The sequence below is a fragment of the Candidatus Eisenbacteria bacterium genome (assembly GCA_016235265.1).
Taxonomy (GTDB): Bacteria; Eisenbacteria; RBG-16-71-46; order RBG-16-71-46; family JACRLI01; genus JACRLI01.
Genome location: JACRLI010000004.1, coordinates 107,961 through 125,744 on the forward strand (window position 1 = coordinate 107,961; position 17,784 = coordinate 125,744).

Annotated in this window: 12 protein-coding genes; 8 read left to right on the forward strand and 4 right to left on the reverse strand. The window is 71.5% G+C overall.

The genetic code is table 11. The annotated features are described in order from the left end of the window. Positions 1-141: 141 nt before the first annotated feature. From HZB25_02470 to HZB25_02485, 4 genes are all read right to left on the reverse strand, one after another. The gene (locus HZB25_02470; protein MBI5836087.1) at positions 142-411 is read right to left on the reverse strand and encodes a EutN/CcmL family microcompartment protein; all 270 of its coding nucleotides are present in this window, start codon (positions 409-411) and stop codon (positions 142-144) included. Between the two features lie 8 nt (positions 412-419). Continuing rightward, complete coding sequence (locus HZB25_02475) at positions 420-689, reverse strand: DUF2283 domain-containing protein (GenBank protein MBI5836088.1); 270 nt, start codon at positions 687-689, stop codon at positions 420-422. A 440-nt stretch (positions 690-1,129) separates the two neighbouring features. Continuing rightward, complete coding sequence (locus tag HZB25_02480) at positions 1,130-1,780, reverse strand: deoxynucleoside kinase (GenBank protein ID MBI5836089.1); 651 nt, start codon at positions 1,778-1,780, stop codon at positions 1,130-1,132. A gap of 234 nt (positions 1,781-2,014) precedes the next feature. Further along, on the reverse strand, positions 2,015-2,452 hold the full coding sequence (locus tag HZB25_02485; GenBank protein MBI5836090.1) for a hypothetical protein: 438 nt from the start codon (positions 2,450-2,452) through the stop codon (positions 2,015-2,017). Positions 2,453-2,875: 423 nt separating this feature from the next. Here HZB25_02485 and HZB25_02490 point away from each other — a divergent pair, with 423 nt between their 5' ends. The 8 genes from HZB25_02490 (at position 2,876) to HZB25_02525 (ending at position 17,397) form a co-directional block, all read left to right on the forward strand. Continuing rightward, positions 2,876-3,682 carry a metal-dependent transcriptional regulator gene (locus HZB25_02490; protein MBI5836091.1) on the forward strand — a complete coding sequence of 269 codons (807 nt, stop codon included), beginning with the start codon at positions 2,876-2,878 and terminating at the stop codon, positions 3,680-3,682. Further along, complete coding sequence (locus HZB25_02495; GenBank protein MBI5836092.1) at positions 3,679-5,112, forward strand: Nramp family divalent metal transporter; 1,434 nt, start codon at positions 3,679-3,681, stop codon at positions 5,110-5,112. Before HZB25_02490 ends, HZB25_02495 begins: the two co-directional genes overlap by 4 nt. Positions 5,113-5,139: 27 nt before the next feature. Next, positions 5,140-5,556, forward strand: a complete 417-nt coding sequence (locus HZB25_02500; protein MBI5836093.1) for a universal stress protein — start codon at positions 5,140-5,142, stop codon at positions 5,554-5,556. 102 nt (positions 5,557-5,658) lie between these two features. Then, a complete protein-coding gene (gene rpiB, locus HZB25_02505; GenBank protein MBI5836094.1) occupies positions 5,659-6,312 on the forward strand; it encodes a ribose 5-phosphate isomerase B in 654 nt (217 codons plus the stop codon). Positions 6,313-6,576: 264 nt separating this feature from the next. Further along, positions 6,577-7,287, forward strand: a complete 711-nt coding sequence (gene deoC / locus HZB25_02510) for a deoxyribose-phosphate aldolase (protein ID MBI5836095.1) — start codon at positions 6,577-6,579, stop codon at positions 7,285-7,287. A gap of 154 nt (positions 7,288-7,441) precedes the next feature. Beyond that, positions 7,442-7,585, forward strand: a complete 144-nt coding sequence (locus tag HZB25_02515; GenBank protein ID MBI5836096.1) for a hypothetical protein — start codon at positions 7,442-7,444, stop codon at positions 7,583-7,585. Between the two features lie 45 nt (positions 7,586-7,630). Continuing rightward, positions 7,631-16,354 carry a hypothetical protein gene (locus HZB25_02520; GenBank protein ID MBI5836097.1) on the forward strand — a complete coding sequence of 2,908 codons (8,724 nt, stop codon included), beginning with the start codon at positions 7,631-7,633 and terminating at the stop codon, positions 16,352-16,354. Positions 16,355-16,545: 191 nt separating this feature from the next. Next, complete coding sequence (locus tag HZB25_02525) at positions 16,546-17,397, forward strand: hypothetical protein (protein MBI5836098.1); 852 nt, start codon at positions 16,546-16,548, stop codon at positions 17,395-17,397. Positions 17,398-17,784: the final 387 nt, after the last annotated feature.

The following is a 17,784-nucleotide window of genomic DNA, read 5'->3' on the forward strand; positions in this document are numbered from 1 at the left end:
GCGTGGCGCCGCACGGCAGGCCCCCCGGCGGCGCGGCGCGGCTGCGAGGCGCCGGGCGGGCCACCTTCGCCGGGCAGGACCCACGAATAGAAACGGGGTGGCCGAAGGGCCGCCCCGTTCGCTTGTCTTTCTGCCGCCGCGCTATTCCACGTCCACGTGGTCCACCACCCCCACGATCATCGTGCGCACCGGCTCGCGGTTCCCGCCCAGGATCTGCGAGGCGCCGTTGCCCTCGTCCAGGATCAGCACCTTCTCGCCGGGCCCGGCGCCCACCTTGTCGAGCGCGATCATCGGCTGGCCCGTCGGCTTGTCGTGCTCACCCACCACCTGCACCAGCAGCAGCTTGTGGTTGCAGATGGGGCAGATCTTGACGGTGGACACCACCTCGCCGACGACGTAGCCGAGTTTCATGAATGCCCCTATGCCGCCCTGAGGGGCGACAGATCCGCGACGGGAATCGGGGGGAATCCCAACCGACGCAACACGCGGTTCAGAGTGGCCGCCGTCACCTTGCCTGGGGCGGTCATCTCGATCCCGATGGCCTTCCCGCGCCGGTTGAAATCAACGAGCAGGCCCGCAGCCGCCTTCTCCGTACGGCAGCTACGGTCCCGGGGAGCGCGCGGCAGATATAGATAGGCGGCCAGCGGCCGCCCATGCCGGTAGGTGATCTCAAGATAGGATTCGATCATCGTCGTTCCTTCTGCACCGGATAGGCTGTAATGACTACTAGCAGCGACGCGACCAGATCAGGCTCCACCACAATCTCCCAGGGGCGATTGGCATGCCGCGTCAGTGCGCGCCATCTCCCTGCGGCGACGTCCCGGCGCAGGGACGAGGCTCTCCCAAGCATAGCCCTCAGGTCCACTTCTGAGAAGCACCTGTCCTCCATCCGCTTCAAGAGATGTGGGGTCAGTTCCAACTCCCAGTGCCACCACCGGGGCCACTTGCTCCGTGGCATTTGGTGTCTCGGTTACCCGCGGGGGTCTGGTCCTGCCGTGGGGTCGGGCGCAAGCGGAGTTACTTCTTCGAATTCGAGGGAACAACACGGGAGGCGTGTGGGAATCGAATTCCAATCGGAGAGACGTGCTTCGGCGGCCGGCGAGCACCGGCGTGGCCTACTGGTTCGAGCTTACCCCTCCGTGCCGCTCCGGGTCTTCACCGACCCGGTTTCTCGACACAACAGGTCGAGGACCTCCTCGACCTCGTCGGAACCGTCCAGGTCCCTCAGACCATTGGTGTCGATGCGGTGCACGCGCACGGTGGAGGAGATCTCGTCGGCCCAGCGCTCGTAGCTCTTCTCCAGGCGCGCGAGATAGTCGGCGCTGATGGTGCGCTCGCACTCCCGGCCGCGCTTGGCGATGCGCTTGAGCAGCGTGTCGGGGTGCGCCCGCAGGTAGATCACCATGCTGGGCGGACGGAACTCGGACAGGATCCGCTCATATTCCTCGCGGTACTGCCGGTGTTCCTCGGAGGAGATGTAGCCCATGTCGAACAGCCCGCGCTCGAACACCTCCGCGTCCTCGTAGATGGTGCGGTCCTGGATGAAGTGATCCGCCGAGAGCATCATGCGGCGCTGGAAATCGGCGCGGTGCTCCAGGAAGTAGAGCTGCGAGCGAAGCGCCCACGTCTTCATGTCGCCGTAGAACTTCGCCAGGTAGGGGTTCTCGATCGCGGGTTCGAAGTATGCGATCCAGCCGAGGCGCTGGTGGATGAGGCGTGTCAGGTAGGTCTTGCCGACGCCGATGTTGCCGGCGATCGCCAGGAAGAAGGGCTGTCCCATGGCGGGCATTATCGCACCGCGAAGAAGGCGGGTTCAAGGAATGCGGCGCACCGGCCCGAAAAAAATCGCCGGCCAGGCCGCCGCGGGGCAGTGAGGCCCTCGCGGACGGCGCAGCCGGCGAAAGATATCCACCGCCGGGAGCGTTTCCCGGTTCCCCGGGGTCACCGGGGCGGGTTATCCACCGCCGGGGCGGCGGACGACGCGGGGTCCTGCGCCGCCCGCCGCCCGCGGACGTCAGTCGTCGTTCTTGTCGCGCCCGCGGTGGCCGTGCCGCTCGCGCTTCTCGTCGCGCCGCGCCTCCCGCCAGTCCTCACGGGCATGGCGGCGGTCGTCGCGCCGATGGTCACGCCATTCGCGGCCGCGCCATCCGTGGTTCTCGCGCCACTGGCTGGCGGACACGTGCCGGTAGTGGCGGTAGCGCGGGCCCACCTGGATCACCTCGCGCGGGATGACGTTGACGTTGATGCAGGCCCACGGGCCGCGCCACCCGCGGGAGCGGTACCAGTACCCTTCACGGTAGGCGTACCACCAGGGGCCGGCGCAGTAGACGTCGGCGTCGTCGTAGTCACCCACGAAGTAGATCCCGGTGCCGGCGATCCCGGAGCGGCGCGGCTCGGACTGGAACAGGATCCGGGCGGGCGGGGCATTCACATCCACCGAGACGCGGACCACGGCGCCCGCCGCAGCCGGCGTAAGCACCATCCCAAGGCAGAGCAGGAGAGCCGCTTTTGCGAATCCGGAGGTAGGCGTGCCGGCCAGTCCGGCCGGACGGTCTGTGCGCGATGTGAGGGTCTTCATTGTAGTTTCCTCCACGTTCGGCCTTCGGGGGTCTGGCACCTCACCTGCCGCGTATTGCATAGGCCATGCCGGAACCGGCGGCCCGACTCGAAACCCGGCTTCCATTGCAGGAACGGTAGTTACGAGCACCATGGCCAGGCGGCAAACGCAAACGGCGGAACTCCGGGTGGCAGTTGGTACACACCGGTGCCGCAGCAGGGACACACGGCTTGAGAGGGGCCTACCAGGCTCAAGTTGGGGCCCGCTCCGGCCGAAATTTAGATTGACCTAACTTTAGAATTAGGTGACCCTGAATTCATGCGTTCCATGGAGCCCGAGCCCATGCACAGCCCGACGGTCGAGAACTACCTCAAGGCGCTGTACCTGCTGGCCGTCCCCGGCCGGGGAGTGAGCACCTCCCGGCTGGCCTCGCGGTTGGAGATCCGCGCCGCGTCCGTGACCCACATGCTGCGGCGGCTGGCCGACGCGCGCCTGGTGGCCTACGAGCGCTACCGGGGCGCCACCCTGACGCCGGAGGGCGAGCGCGCCGCCACCGCGGTGGTGCGGCGCCACCGGATTCTCGAACAGTTCCTGCACCGGATGTGCGGGTTGCCGCTGGACCAGGTGCACCTCGAGGCCGAGAAACTCGAGCACGCCGCCTCCGACGCCTTCGTGGACGCCCTGGATCGCCTGCTCGGCCACCCGGTGCTGGACCCGCACGGCGATCCCATCCCCGACCGCACCGGTCGCGTGCGCGGCGACGCGTCGCACCCCCTGGACGAGCTCGAGGCCGGCACGGTCGCGGTGGTGAGCCGCGTCGAGGATTCCCGCCTGGAGGCGCTGCGGCACCTGGTGAGCCTGGGGCTTGTCCCCGGCGCGCGCATCACCCTCCTCCGCCGACTGGAGTTCGACGGCTCCGTGGAGTTGCAGGTGGGCCGCACGCGGGTGGTGCTGAGCCGCGAGCTGGCGCGCACCCTCCGCGTGGCCCGCAATGTCACCTACCGGGGCCGCGCCGCGGCCGGGGACGCGCCGGGGACGCCTGAAGCCGGAGCCGCACGCCAGGGATCTTCGCGCGGCCCCGGCCCGCGGAAGCCCGCGCCCCCCGATCCGGAAGGCAGGCCATGAGCCCGGACGACCCGCGCGATCCCACTCGCACCACCGAACCGGACGCGGCTGGCTCGGAGACCCCGGAGGGCGCCATCCCCTCGCTCGAGGGCCTCCACGGCTCGGTGGAGGTCCCCCACCACTCGGAGAGCTTCGTGCGCCAGTGGCGGGCGTTCGTGGGCCCCGCGGTGCTGATCAGCGTGGGCTACATGGACCCGGGCAACTGGGGCACCGACCTCATGGGCGGAGCGCAGTACAAGTTCGACCTGCTGTGGGTCGTGGGCGTGGCCAGTCTGATGGCGGTCTTCATGCAGGTGATCTCGGCGCGGCTGGGCGTGGTCACCGGCAAGGACCTGGCCCAGTGCTGCCGCGACTGGTACCCGGCCTGGACGCGCTGGCCCAACTGGATCCTGACCGAGCTGGCCATCGGCGCGTGCGACCTGGCCGAGGTGCTGGGCAGCGCGGTGGCGCTGAATCTGCTGTTCCACATCCCGCTGCTGTGGGCGGTGATCATCACCGCGTTCGACGTGATGCTGCTGCTGGCGCTGCAGAAATCGGGGATGCGCACCATCGAGGCGGTGGTGATGGTGCTGGTGGCCACCATCTCCGTGTGCTACTTCATCGAGATCTTCGTGTTGCAGCAGACGCGGCCCGACTTCCTGGAGATGGCCCGCGCCATGTCCACGCCCGGGTTCCGCCAGGCCGGCATGCTGTACGTGGCGGTGGGCATCATCGGCGCCACGGTGATGCCGCACAACCTGTACCTGCACTCCGCGCTGGTGCAGTCGCGCAACTTCCAGCGCGACGAGCCCTCGGTGCGCCGCGCCATCCGGTTCAACACCATCGACTCCACCGTGGCGCTGAGCATCGCCTTCCTGGTGAACGCTTCCATCCTGGTGCTCGCGGCGCTGGTGTTCCACGGCAAGACCCAGGTCACGGTCCCCGGCGGCGGCACGGTGGTGTTCGGCCCGGACAGCGACTGGATCCGCGTGGCCTACCTGACGCTGGCGCCGCTGCTGGGCGCCACCGCCGCCAGCACGCTCTTCGCCGTGGCCCTGCTGGCCAGCGGCCAGAGCAGCACCATCACCGGCACGCTGGCCGGCCAGGTGGTCATGGAGGGGTTCATGACCTGGCGCATCGCGCCGTGGGTGCGCCGCGTGATCACGCGCGGGCTCGCCATCCTGCCCGCGGTGGTGATCATCGCGGTGCGCGGCGACAGCAGCGTCACGGACCTGCTGACCCTGAGCCAGGTGGTCCTCGCGCTCCAACTCCCCCTGGCGATGTTTCCCCTGCTACACTTCACCAGTTCCCGGAAGCGGATGGGCAAGTGGAAGCTGGGGGGCGTGCTGCTGGTCGGCGGCTGGGCCAGCGCCTTCCTGATCACCGCGATGGACCTCTACGGCCTGCCGTCGTCCGTCCACACGGCATGGCACGTGATCACGGGACGATAGCGGCGCGACCAGGCCCCGGAGGAGCGCATGTACCAGAAGATCCTCATCACCGTGGACCACACGCCCACCGACCGCGCCATCCTGGACCACGTGAAGCCGATGGCGAAGCTCATGAACAGTCGCGTGGTGCTGCTGCACGTGGCCACCGGCTGGGCGGCGCAGTGGTACGGAGCCGACGGCGTGAGCGAGGAGATCCGCGAGGACCAGGCCTACCTCGAGAAGGTGAAGGCCGAGTTCGAGGCGGAGGCGATCCCCGTGGAGACGCACCTGGCGTTCGGCGACCCGGTGAAGGAGATCGTGCGCTGGGTCCAGGAACAGGGCTGCGACCTCATCGCCATGAGCACCCACGGCCATCGCTTCCTGGCCGACATCTTCCTCGGCGCCACCGCCTCCAAGGTCCAGCACCAGGTGAGCGTGCCGGTCCTGCTGCTGAGGGCGTGGTAGGGCGAGGGCATCCCCCCGCCGGCATCCACGCGCCCCGGATCCACGCGCCCGACACCCCCGCCTTGCCGCATCCCGCCTCCCGGTGATACCTTCGGCCTTCCCATGGAACGCACGGATCTGGAGAGTCTCGTCCGCAGGCTGGTGACCGAAGTCGTGGATCGCCTGGAGAAATCCGGGCCGGTCCCCACGGCGCCGCGCCGCGAGGAGCCCAACCCGCTGGGGCCGCCGCCACCCGCAACCGCGGTGTCCGCCGCCCCGAACGTCTCGGCCGCGGTGTCCGCCGCCCCGGACGTTTCGGCCTCGTCGCTCCGCGTCGCCATCGGCTCCGACCACGGCGGCTTCCCGCTCAAGGGCCTGCTCCTGCCCCACCTGCACGGCCTCGGCTACCAGGTGACCGACGTGGGCACCCACGGCCCCGAAGCGGTGGACTATCCGGATTTCGCGAAGCAGGTCGCATGGCTGGTGGCGCGCGGCGCCGCCGACCGCGGCGTGGTGATTGACGGCGCCGGCATCGGCTCCGCCATGGCCGCCAACAAGGTGCGCGGCGTCCGTGCCGCCGTGTGCCACGACCTCAAGACGGTGCTCAACTCCCGCGACCACAACGACGCCAACGTGCTGTCCATCGGCTCCGGCGTGGTGACGCCGGACCTGGCGAAGGAAATGGTCGAGACGTGGCTGCGGACGCCCTTCGGCGGCGGCCGCCACGCCAAGCGGGTGGCGAAGATCAACGAACTGGACGAAACGCGCGCGCCGTAGGGCACATGCCCGCACCAGGCGTGAATTCGGTGCGGCGCAGCAGGCAGGACGGAGCGGAGGTGGAAGTTGGTGGCTGACTCGAAACTGGTGGAAACAATCGTGGCCGAAGTCCTGCGGCGCATCGGCCCCATGGCCTCGCAGAGCAGCTGCTCCGATTGCAGCGCCTGCGGCCAGTGCGTGCTCAAGCGCCCCGACGCCGTGCGCGGCATCGTGGACAGCGGCGCCAGCCGCATCGGGTGCGGCCCCGGCGTGACCTCGTGCGACATGGCCCCCACGCTGGCGTCCATGATCGACCACACGCTGCTCAAGCCCGACGCGGTGCAGTCCGACTTCGAGAAACTCTGCGCCGAGGCCCGCAAGTTCAGCTTCGCGTCGGTGTGTGTCAATCCCGGCTGGGTGCCTCTGTGCCGGCGCCTGCTGGACGGCGCCCCGGTGAAGGTGTGCACCGTGATCGGCTTCCCGCTGGGCGCCACCACCACGCAGACCAAGGCGTTCGAGTCCCGCCGCGCCATCCTGGACGGGGCCACCGAGCTGGACATGGTCATCAACGTGGGCCGCCTCAAGAGCGGCGACAATGAGTACGTGGAGAAGGACATCCGCGAGGTGGTGGAACAGGCGGGCCCGCGGGTGCTCACCAAGGTGATCCTCGAGACCAGCCTGCTCAGCGACGAGGAGAAGATCCGCGGCTGCCTGCTGTCCAAGGCCGCGGGCGCGGACTTCGTGAAGACCTCCACCGGCTTCAGCACCGGGGGCGCCACCGCCGCCGACATTCGCCTGATGCGCCAGGCCGTGGGCGGCAAGCTGGGAGTGAAGGCCTCCGGCGGCATCCGCGACCGCAAGGCCGCCCAGGAGATGGTGGAGGCCGGCGCGTCGCGCATCGGCGCATCGGCCAGCGTGAAGATCGTCACCGAAACGGTGGCCGCCCCGGCCAAGCCGGTCACGGAAAGCTCCCCGCCGAAGCCGTCCATGTACTGATCCGGGGGGGACTCCACCGCTCCGTCCCCCGGCCGGGAAGCGCCGGCCCCCCTCCCCGATTCCTGCGCCAGCAAGAATCCAGCCTGTTTCCTCCGAACGTGCTAGAGTGGGGTCGAGCCCGGAGTTCCTCGGGCTCGATTCCGCGAGGTGCCCCATGGGGGACAAGTCTCCGAAGTCCTTCGACCGCAAGAAGAAGCAGGACGAGGCCGCGAAGAAACAGAAGCAGATCGCCGCGAACGCCAAGGCACACCCCGTCCCGATCGCGCCACTCCAGCACTTCGGCCGGAAGGGTAAGTAGCATCTCCTTCCAGCGCGCAGCCCGTTGCGAAAGGACCCCCGGCTGATGGCCAGCACCCGGTCCGTGCCGTTCCGCGCCCGCCCGTCGAACGGGGCGGCCCGCAGGCTCATCGGCCTCGACTCGAGCCCCCTGCACGGGGAGCTCCTGGGTGTCGAGCGCCTCGAGGAGCGGGCCCGGGCGCTGGCCGCGGAGTTCACGCTGTCGCGAAACCCGCAGCGCGGCCCGCCCCGGCTGCTGCGCCGCCTGGCGGATGACGCCCGGGTGCTCCGCGTCGCCTACCGGGTCCTCGCCGGCGACGTGCGCCGCGGCGAGCCGGTTCCGCCCGCGGCCGAATGGCTCCTCGACAACTTCCACCTGGTCGAGGCCGAGATGCGCGAGATTCGCCGCCATCTCCCCACCCGCTACTACCGCGAACTTCCGAAGCTGACCACCCGCGAGCTCGCCGGCACCGCGCGCGTGTACGCCATGGCCGTGGAGCTCCTCCGCTACAGCGACGCCCGCCTGGACGCCCGGCGCCTGGAGCGCTTCGTCTACGCCTACCAGACGGTGGCGCCGCTGAGCATCGGCGAGCTGTGGGCCTGGCCGAGCATGCTCAAGCTCGCGCTGATTGATCACCTGCGCCGCCTGTCCGAAGAGCTCATCGAGAGCCGCACGGGCCGGCTGGAGGCGGACCGCCTGTTCGCGGAGTTCGAGGGCGGACCGGACCGGGAATCCCCGCCGGGCCTCCCACCGCGCCCCCACGTGGCCTTCGTGGACCAGCTGCTGCAGCGCATGCGTGAGTTCGGCGCCGGCGCGGCCGGGCTCAGGAAGCGGCTCGAGGAGCGGCTGGACGCCTCGGGGACCACGGTGGAGGAGGCCGTGCGCGCCGAGCACCAGCGGCAGGCGATGAATCACGTCTCGATGGGCAACTCCATCACCAGCCTGCGGCTGTGCTCCACGATCGACTGGAACGAGTACGTCGAGGATGTCAGCCTGATCGAGCGCATCCTCCGGCGCGACCCCTCGGGCGTGTATGGCCGCATGGAGTTCATGAGCCGCGACGGTTACCGCCACGCGGTGGAGGAGCTGGCCGATCCCACCGGGGAGGCCCAGGTCCGGGTCGCGCTGCGGGCCGTGGAAAGCGCCCGCCAGGCCGCCGAGGAACTGGGCGCCGATTCCAGGGAGGCGCACGTCGGCTACCACCTGGTCGGGGGCGGGCGTCGCGAGCTCGAGCACGACGTGGCCCACCACCCCCCGCTTCGGCGGCACGTGAAGCAGCTGATCTTCGAGCATGCCACGCCCATCTACCTGGGCTCGGTGGCGCTCCTCACCGGGCTCGGCGTGGCCGCGGCGTGCGCGGCGGCCGGGGCGGCGCACGCGACGGGCTGGACGCGGTTCTGGGTGGGCCTGCTCACGCTGGTCCCCGCCAGCGAGTTCGCGGTGGCGCTGCTGCACCGGGTGGTGCACCGGGTGGCGCGGCCGAAGCTGCTGCCGCGGCTCGACCTGCGCGGCGGCATTCCCGAGCCGGCGCGCACCATGGTGATCGTGCCCACGCTGATGTCCTCGGTGGAAGGGGCCCACACCCTGCTGGAGCACCTCGAGGTGCATGCCCTCGGCAACATGGATCCAAGGATCCACTTCGCCCTGCTCACCGATTTCCCGGACGCGGCGGCGGAGCACGTGCCCGGCGAGGAGGAGGTGCTGCAGGCGGCCCGCGAGGGGATCGAGGCGCTCAACGCGCGCTACGCGCCGGGCACGGGAGACCGCTTCCACCTGTTTCACCGCGGTCGCCGCTGGAACGCCAGCGAGGGCGCCTGGATGGGCTGGGAGCGCAAGCGCGGCAAGATCGAGGAGTTCAACCGCCTGCTTCGGGGCGCCACCGACACCAGCTTTACGGTGCGCGTGGGCGCCCCCGGGATCCTGCCGCAGGTGCGCTACTGCCTGACGCTCGACAGCGACACCCGGCTTCCGCGCGACGTGGCGCGCCAGCTGATCGGGGTGATCGAGCATCCGCTCAACCGGCCGCGCTTCGAGCCGCGGCTGGGCCGGGTCGTGGAGGGCTACGGGATCCTGCAGCCCCGCGTCAGCGTGACCATGGCCAGCGCGGCCGGCTCGCTGTTCGCCCGGGCGTACGCCGGCCACACCGGGGTGGATCCGTACACCACGGCGGTGTCCGACACCTACCAGGACCTGTTCGGCGAGGGCAGCTTCACCGGCAAGGGTCTCTACGACGTGGATGCCTTCACCGCCGCGCTGGAGGGCCGCGTGGCGGAGAACGCGATGCTCTCGCACGACCTGTTCGAGGGCCTGTTCGCGCGCTGCGCGCTGGTGTCGGACGTGGAGCTGGTGGACGACTTCCCCTCGAGCGTGCTGGCCCACGCCCGGCGCCAGCACCGCTGGGTGCGCGGCGACTGGCAGATCCTGCTGCACCTGCTGCCGCTGGTGCCCACGCGGCGCGGCCTGGAGCGCAGCCGGCTGCCGCTCATCAGCCGCTGGAAGATCCTCGACAACCTGCGCCGCAGCCTGGTGGCGCCCGCGCTGGTGGCCATGCTGGCGTCCGCGTGGACGTGGCTCCCCGGCTCGCCGCTGGGCTGGACCCTGGCCGCGCTCGCGGTGCTCGGCTTCCCGCTGCTCCCGCCGCTGGTGCACCTGGCCCGCGGCCCGGGCGCGCAGCAGCCGTTCGGCGTGTACCTGCGCGACGTGTGGTCGGAACTGGAGACCGCGGGCGCCCAGGTGCTGCTGCAGGTCATGCTGCTGGCCAGCCACGCCTACGAAATGGTGCACGCCATCATCCTGACCCTGGTCCGGATGGTGATCACGCAGCGACGGCTGCTGGAGTGGGAGACCGCCGCGGCCACGGCGGCGCGCTCGGCCGGCCTGCTGGCGCGCCAGGGCCCCCGGGTGTTCGTGGTCGAGATGTGGGCGGGCCCGGCCGCCGCCCTCGCGGTGCTGCTCGGGGTGCTGCCGCTGCGGGCCACCGCGCTGCCGCTGGCGCTCCCGTTCCTGGCCGCGTGGCTGGCCTCCCCGATGGTCGCGTGGTGGCTGAGCCGGCCGGTGGTCCCGCGGCGGCTGGCGCTGGGCGCCGCGGACGCGGCGCAGCTGCGCCGGATCGCGCGCCGCACCTGGCACTACTTCGAGCGGTTCGTCACGGAGCAGGATCACTGGCTGCCCCCCGACAACGCCCAGTTCGCGCCGGACCTCCGTGTGGCGCACCGGACCTCGCCGACCAACATCGGCATGGGGCTCCTCTCGACGCTCGCGGCGCACGACCTGGGCTACCTCGGCGACACGGAATTGGCGGACCGCGTGGGGAACACGCTCGCCACCGTGGAGGCGCTCGAGCGCCACGAGGGGCACCTCCTCAACTGGTATGACACGGAGAAGCTCGCGCCCCTCCTGCCGCGCTACGTCTCGACCGTGGACAGCGGCAACCTGGCCGGTGCGCTGATGGCGCTGTCGGCGGGGCTGCGCGAGATCGCGGACGGGGCGCAGGGGCGGGCGCCGGGCGGGGCCACGGACGGAGTGCCAGGCGGGGCCACGGACGGGGCGACGGCGCGGGCGCCAGGCGCCGACCGCAGGCGCGCGGGCGCCGCCGACGCCGCGGGCGTGCTCTCCGAGGCGCTGCTGGCGCTCGAGCACCGGGCGCACGCGGGCACGTCGCACCGCGAGCGCTGTCACCGCGCGCAGCGGGAACTGGACGCGCTGCGCGCGACGCTGGACCCGGTGGGTGCGGTCAGGGAAGGCGCCGGAGCCGATACCGTGGCAGAACGCGCCGGGCGCCTGCGCGCCGCCGTTGGGCAGGCCCTGCAGGGCGCACCTGCGGGCCCCGAGTCCGAGGCGGTCGAAGGGTGGGACCGGCTGCTCGCGGAGGAGCTGCTCCGACTGGCGGAGCCCGTGAGCGGATCCGGGTCGGTGTCGCCGCGGCTGCAAGAGCTCGCCCGCCGCTGCGAGTCCCTGGCCGACGCCATGGACTGGAAGTTCCTGTACGACCGCGCCCGCGGGGTCTTCTCGATCGGCTACCGCCTGGCCGACGCCGAAGGTCCCGGGCGCCTGGATGCGTCCTACTACGACCTGCTCGCTTCGGAGGCCCGGCTCGCGAGCTTCATCGCCGTCGCCCGCGGCGAGGTGCCGCAGGAGCACTGGTTCCGGCTCTCGCGGGCGCTGGTGGGCGTCGAGGGCTGCACCACGCTGGTGTCGTGGAGCGGCTCGATGTTCGAGTACCTGATGCCGCTGCTGCTGCTGCGCAGCCACCCCGAGACGCTGCTCGAGAACGCCTGCCGCGCGGCGGTGCGCGCGCAGATCCTGTACGGGCACCGGCAGCGGGTGCCCTGGGGCATCTCGGAGTCCGCCTACAACGTGGTGGACCCCCACGGCAGCTACCAGTACAAGGCCTTCGGTGTGCCGGGCCTGGGGCTGAAGCGCGGCCTGGCCGAGGACCTGGTGATCGCGCCGTATGCCACCGCGCTGGCCGCCCTGGTGGATCCCGGCGCCGCCGCCGCCAACATCCGCCGGCTGGGGCGCGCGGGCGCCCTGGGGCGCTACGGGTTCATCGAGGCGCTCGACTACACGCCGCGCAAGGCCGACGCGCCCGAGGGCGAGCCCGCGACCGGCCATGCCCGCGTCCGCGACGTCCGGGCCTTCTTCGCGCACCACCAGGGCATGAGCCTGATCGCGCTGACCAACGCGGTGCTCGGCGCCCCGATGGTGCGGCGCTTCCATTCGGATCCCCGGGTGCGGGCCACCGAGCCGCTGCTGCAGGAGCGGGTGCCGCGCTTCGTGCCGGTCACCCGGCCGCGCCCCGCCGAATCCACGCGCGTCGAGCCGCAGGTACCCGCGGCCGCGCCGCGCCGCTTCCGGTCGCCGCACACGCTGTATCCCAGCACCCATTTCCTCTCGAACGGCCAGTACACCGCGATCGTCACCAACGCCGGCGGGGGCGCCAGCACGTGGCGCGGGCACGCGGTCACGCGGCAGCGGGACGATCCGACGTGTGACCCGGGCAGTCAGTTCCTGTACCTGCGCGACGTGCGCAGCGGCCTGCTGTGGTCCGCCGCCCACCAGCCGGTGTGCCGCGAGTCGGAGCGCTACCGGGTGACCTTCCTCGCGGACCAGGCGCTGTTCGAACGCACCGACGACGGCATCGAGACGCGGCTGGACATCGTGGTGTCCCCCGAGGACGACGTGGAGGTGCGCCGCATCTCCCTGACCAACCACACCGGGGTGCTGCGCGAGATCGAGGTCACCAGCCTGGTCGAGATCGTGCTCGCGCCGCCCGGCGACGACCTCGCCCACCCGGCGTTCCTCAAGCTGTTCCTCGAAACGGAGTACCGTCCTGAGTGCACCGCCCTGCTGTGCGGACGCCGCCCGCGCTCTCCCGACGAGGTCACCCCGTGGGCGGTGCACGTCCTGAGCGCGGAGGACGGCGCCCAGGGCGCGGTGGAGTGGGAGACCGACCGGGCCCGGTTCCTGGGCCGGGGGCACACGGCCGAGAACCCCGTCGCACTCGATGGGCGGGCCCTCTCCGGCACCACCGGGGCGGTGCTGGACCCGGTCCTGAGCCTGCGCCGGCGCGTGCGTATCGCTCCCGGCGGGCAGGTGCGGCTGGCGTTCTCGACGGGTGTGGCCACCAGCCGCGCCGCCGCGATCGCGCTGGCGGAGAAGTACGACGATCCCGCCTCGGCCGCCCGCACCTTCGCGCTGGCCACCACCCAGACGCAGATGCGGCTGAGTCACCTCGGGATCTCCACCGCCGAGGCGCAGCTCTATGAACGGCTCGCCTCGCACGTGCTGTGGACCGACGCCACCCTGCGCGCCTCCCCCGGGTTCCTCGCCGGCAACACGCTCGGCCAGGCCGGCCTGTGGGCGCACGGCGTCTCCGGCGACCTGCCCATCCTGGTGGTCCGGGTGGTCCAGGACCGCGACGTGTCCCTGGTGCGCCAGGTGCTGCGCGCACAGGAATACTGGCGACTCAAGGGGCTCAGCGCCGACGTGGTGCTGTTGAACGAGTACCAGCGGAGTTACCTCGAGGAAATGCAGGAACAGCTCCTGGGCGTGCTCGAGAAGGGCACCTGGGCCGCCTGGCGCGACCGGCCCGGCGGGGTGTTCCTGCTGCGCGGGGATGGCATGCCGGAGGCCCACCGCGTGGTGCTGCTGGCGGCCGCGCGCGCGGTGCTGGGCGGCGAGCAGGGCGACCTGGAAGACCACCTCCGTCAGCCGTACCCGCAGCCGGCGTGGTCCCCCGCGCACGCGGGGCGCGCGGTGCAGGCGGCCGCGCACGCGGGCGAGGCCGCTCCCGAGACCCCGGCTCCGCCGCTCACGCACGCCAACGGGCTCGGGGGATTCGCCTGCGGCGGGCGCGAGTACGCGGTGGTGCTGCGGGGCGGAGCCGACACCCCCCAGCCCTGGGTGAACGTGATCGCCAACGAGCGCTTCGGCACGGTGGTGGGAGCCACCGGCGCGGCCTGGACCTGGGCCGGCAACAGCCGGGAGAACCGCCTCACCCCGTTCGGCAACGATCCGGTGAGCGAATTCAGCGGCGAGGCGCTGTACCTGCGCGACGAGGACCGCGGGGAAGTCTGGGGCGCCACGCCGGGCCCGCTGCCGCGCCACGGCGACGAAGGCCGCTGGGTCACGCGCCATGGCGCGGGCGTCACGCGCTACGCCCACGGCGCCCACGGCATCACCTGTGAGCTGGCGGTGTTCGTGCACACCGAGGAACCCGTGAAACTGTCCCGGGTGAGGCTCACCAACCACTCCAGGCTCCCCCGGCGCCTGAGCCTGTTCGCCTACAACGAGTGGGCGCTGTGCCCGCCGCGCGCCGGAGATCACCGCTTCGTCATCACCGAGCAGGACCCCGGGACCGGCGCGGTGCTGGCGCGCAATCCCTACAACACCGACTTTCCCGGACGGGTGGCGTTCGCCCACGCCAGCGTGAGGCCCAGCACGGCGACCGGGGACCGGCTGGAGTTCCTGGGGCGCAACGGCTCGCTGCGCCGTCCCGCGGCCCTGGCCCGGGAGAACCTCGGAGGGCGCTTCGGCGCCGGCCTCGACCCGTGCGCGGCGCTCCAGCTCCGCGTGGACCTGGAGCCCGGCGAGACGCGCGAGGTGGTGGTGCTGCTGGGCCAGGGCGACGACCACGCGCACGCGCTCGGCCTGGCCGCCCGATTCGCCAGCCCGGAGGCCGCCCGCGAGTCCCTGGAGCAGGTCGAGGCGCGCTGGGAGGCGATCCTCGGCACGGTGCAGGTGGAGACGCCGGACGATTCCTTCGACCTGGTCATGAACCGCTGGCTGCTGTACCAGTCGGTGAGCTCGCGGCTGTGGGGCCGCACCGGGTTCTTCCAGCCGGGCGGAGCCTACGGCTTCCGCGACCAGCTTCAGGACGTGATGGCGCTCACCTTCGCGCGGCCGGACCTGTTCCGTCTTCACCTGCTGCGCTGCGCCGCCCGCCAGTTCGTGGAGGGCGACGTGCAGCACTGGTGGCACGGGCACACCGGTCGCGGCGTGCGCGGCCGCTGCTCCGACGACCTGCTGTGGCTGCCGTACGCGGTGGCGCACTACGTGAAGTGCACCGGCGATCACGCGATCCTGGACCTGCCGGTGGAGTTCCTCGAGGCGCCCGCGCTCTCCGCCGGCGAGCTGGAGGCCTACGGCCAGCCAGCGATGTCGGGGCAGACAGGGACGCTCTACGAGCACTGCGTGCGGGCAGTCGAGCGCCGGCTGACCATGGGTCGCCACGGCCTGCCGCTGATCGGCGCCGGGGACTGGAACGACGGCCTGAACCGGGTGGGGCACCAGGGGCGCGGGGAGAGCGTGTGGCTGGGCTGGTTCCTCTCGAAGATCCTGCACGACTTCGCCGTGGTGGCGGAGACCCGCGGGGACGGGGAGCGCGCCGCGCGCTGGCGCGCCGAGCGGGAGCGCATGGGCACGATGCTCGAGCAGGCCTGGGACGGCAACTGGTATCGCCGCGCCTACTTCGACGACGGCACGCCGCTGGGCTCCGCGCAGGCGCAGGAATGCCGCATTGATTCCATATCGCAGAGCTGGGCGGTGCTGTCCGACGCCGCGCCCCGGGAGAGGGCCGAGCGCGCCCTGGACGCGGTCCGCGTGCAGCTCGTGCGCCGAGACGCGGGCGTGATCCAGCTGCTCGCGCCCCCCTTCGACCAGGCCCCGCTCGACCCCGGCTACATCCGCGGCTACGTGCCGGGCGTGCGCGAGAACGGCGGCCAGTACACCCACGCCGCGGTGTGGACGGTGATGGCCATCGCCCACCTGGGCAACGGGGACGAAGCCGTGGAGCTGTTCCACATGCTGAACCCGGTCAACCGCACCCGCACCGCCGCCGACGTGGAGCGATACAAGGTGGAGCCCTACGTGGTGGCGGCCGACGTCTACACGCACCCGGCGCACATGGGCCGCGGCGGCTGGACCTGGTACACCGGCTCGGCGGCCTGGATGTACCGCCTGGGGCTCGAGTCGATCCTGGGGCTCAAGCGCCGGGGCCGCCACTTCGCCGTCCAGCCCTGCATCCCCGGCTCGTGGAGCGGCTTCGTGGTGCGGTGGCGCCACGAGAAGGACCTCTACGAGATCCACGTGGAAAACCCCGGACGCAGGAACCGCGGCGTGTCGGAGGCGACGCTCGACGGCGTGCGAGTGGACCACCGGGCCATCCCGCTGTCGGGTGACGGCCGGACGCACCAGGTGCGCGTGGTGATGGGCGACCCCCCTCAGGGTCCCGCGCCCGCCGGGGTGGAGCTCGGCGTGGTCTCCCTTCCCCCCTCCCTTCCCCCTTGACGCTTCCCCCGCCGGGTGCCAGCCTTGCTCCGGCCGCTCCTACCCCCCACATCCGGACCTCCCTCCCCAGGACGGTCCGGGCTCCGTGACCCTCCCCGGACTCCCACCGGGTCGGAATTTCTCCTCAAGGACGCAGGAGGCTATCCATGCCGCAAGCGGCACGCATTTCCATTCGGCGCGCGGCGCCCGCCATGCCTGTCCCTGATCGGAGGGCCTTCAAGACCTCGATCGGGGCCATCGGCGCGCTCGCGCTCATCCTCGCAGCCGCGGCCGCTCACGCGGCGGGCACCACCACCGGGGCGTTCTCCGGCGGGGTGCAGCAGCACCCGGTGAACGGACCGATCATCTCCATGCCCCCGCTGATCCACCCCACCTCCGGAAACAAGTGGTGGGTGCTGTGCTTCACCATGTGCCCCGAGTACATCTGCTCCAGCGGCGCCGGCGGCGCCGGTTTCCGCACCATTCCGCGAACCCTGGCCGGGCCCATGGCCCCGGACAACGGCGTGGTGGTGGCCCTCACCCTGCCGGAGAACACGCACCTGCGCGGCCTGACTCTGCTGCCGCACGGCAGCGTGGTGAATCCCATGGACGATCCGGCCCCCTGGACGGCGGCCTACCCGCCGTCCACGGGGATGAGCCCGTTCGTGCCCGCTCCGGGCACGGAGTACGTGGAGACCTACGCCGACCTGGGGTCCAATTCCCAGGTCTTCGAGAGCGCCGGGCCGGCGGTGATTTCCGATAGTTTCTTCGATATCTTCTGCCTCGTGGAGACCTCGGACTCGCTCCAGCGGGCCAGTTTCGAGGTGCCCGGCCTGCTGGGGCTGTACGCGGTGGACTACGCGTTCCAGGCGCTGGCGCAGATCCACCTGTCCTCCAACCCGGCCGATCCGTGCACCGGGGGAGCCCCCCAGCTCCTGGCGTATCAGCTTCAGGTGTGCGGAGCTACGCCGGTTCAGCCGACCACGTGGGGCAGCTTGAAGCGGGCCTACGGCCCGGGTCGGGCCGCCACCAAGCCCCCTCCGGGACGCCCGGCGCGGCGGTAGGCGGCCCCGCGGCCGCTCCCCCCCGGCCGGCGCCGGAAGCACCCGGCGCCGGCCGCCCCGCGGGGCTCGAGAACTCGCCCGGCTGAGAACCGGCAATCGGGTGTCGTTTGGTTTGTTAGGCCTTCCCGCCAGGGGCGCTCCGGTCCCCCCGGGCGGGTGATCCACTCGCGCATTGCCACGGACCCGATCCATGGCCTACACTGCGGCGACCCTTCCTCACGAGAGTGCCATCACGCGTGAGCGAGTTCCCGAGCCAATCGGAAACGGCAGCGTGCAGAGCACCGGCAGCAGGGAGCCCCGCGAGCGCCCGCCAGTGAATCCGACGGAGATTTCCTATCCCCGAGCGTAGCCGCCGCCCGGAACCACGGCGGACCCTGCCCGGCGGAA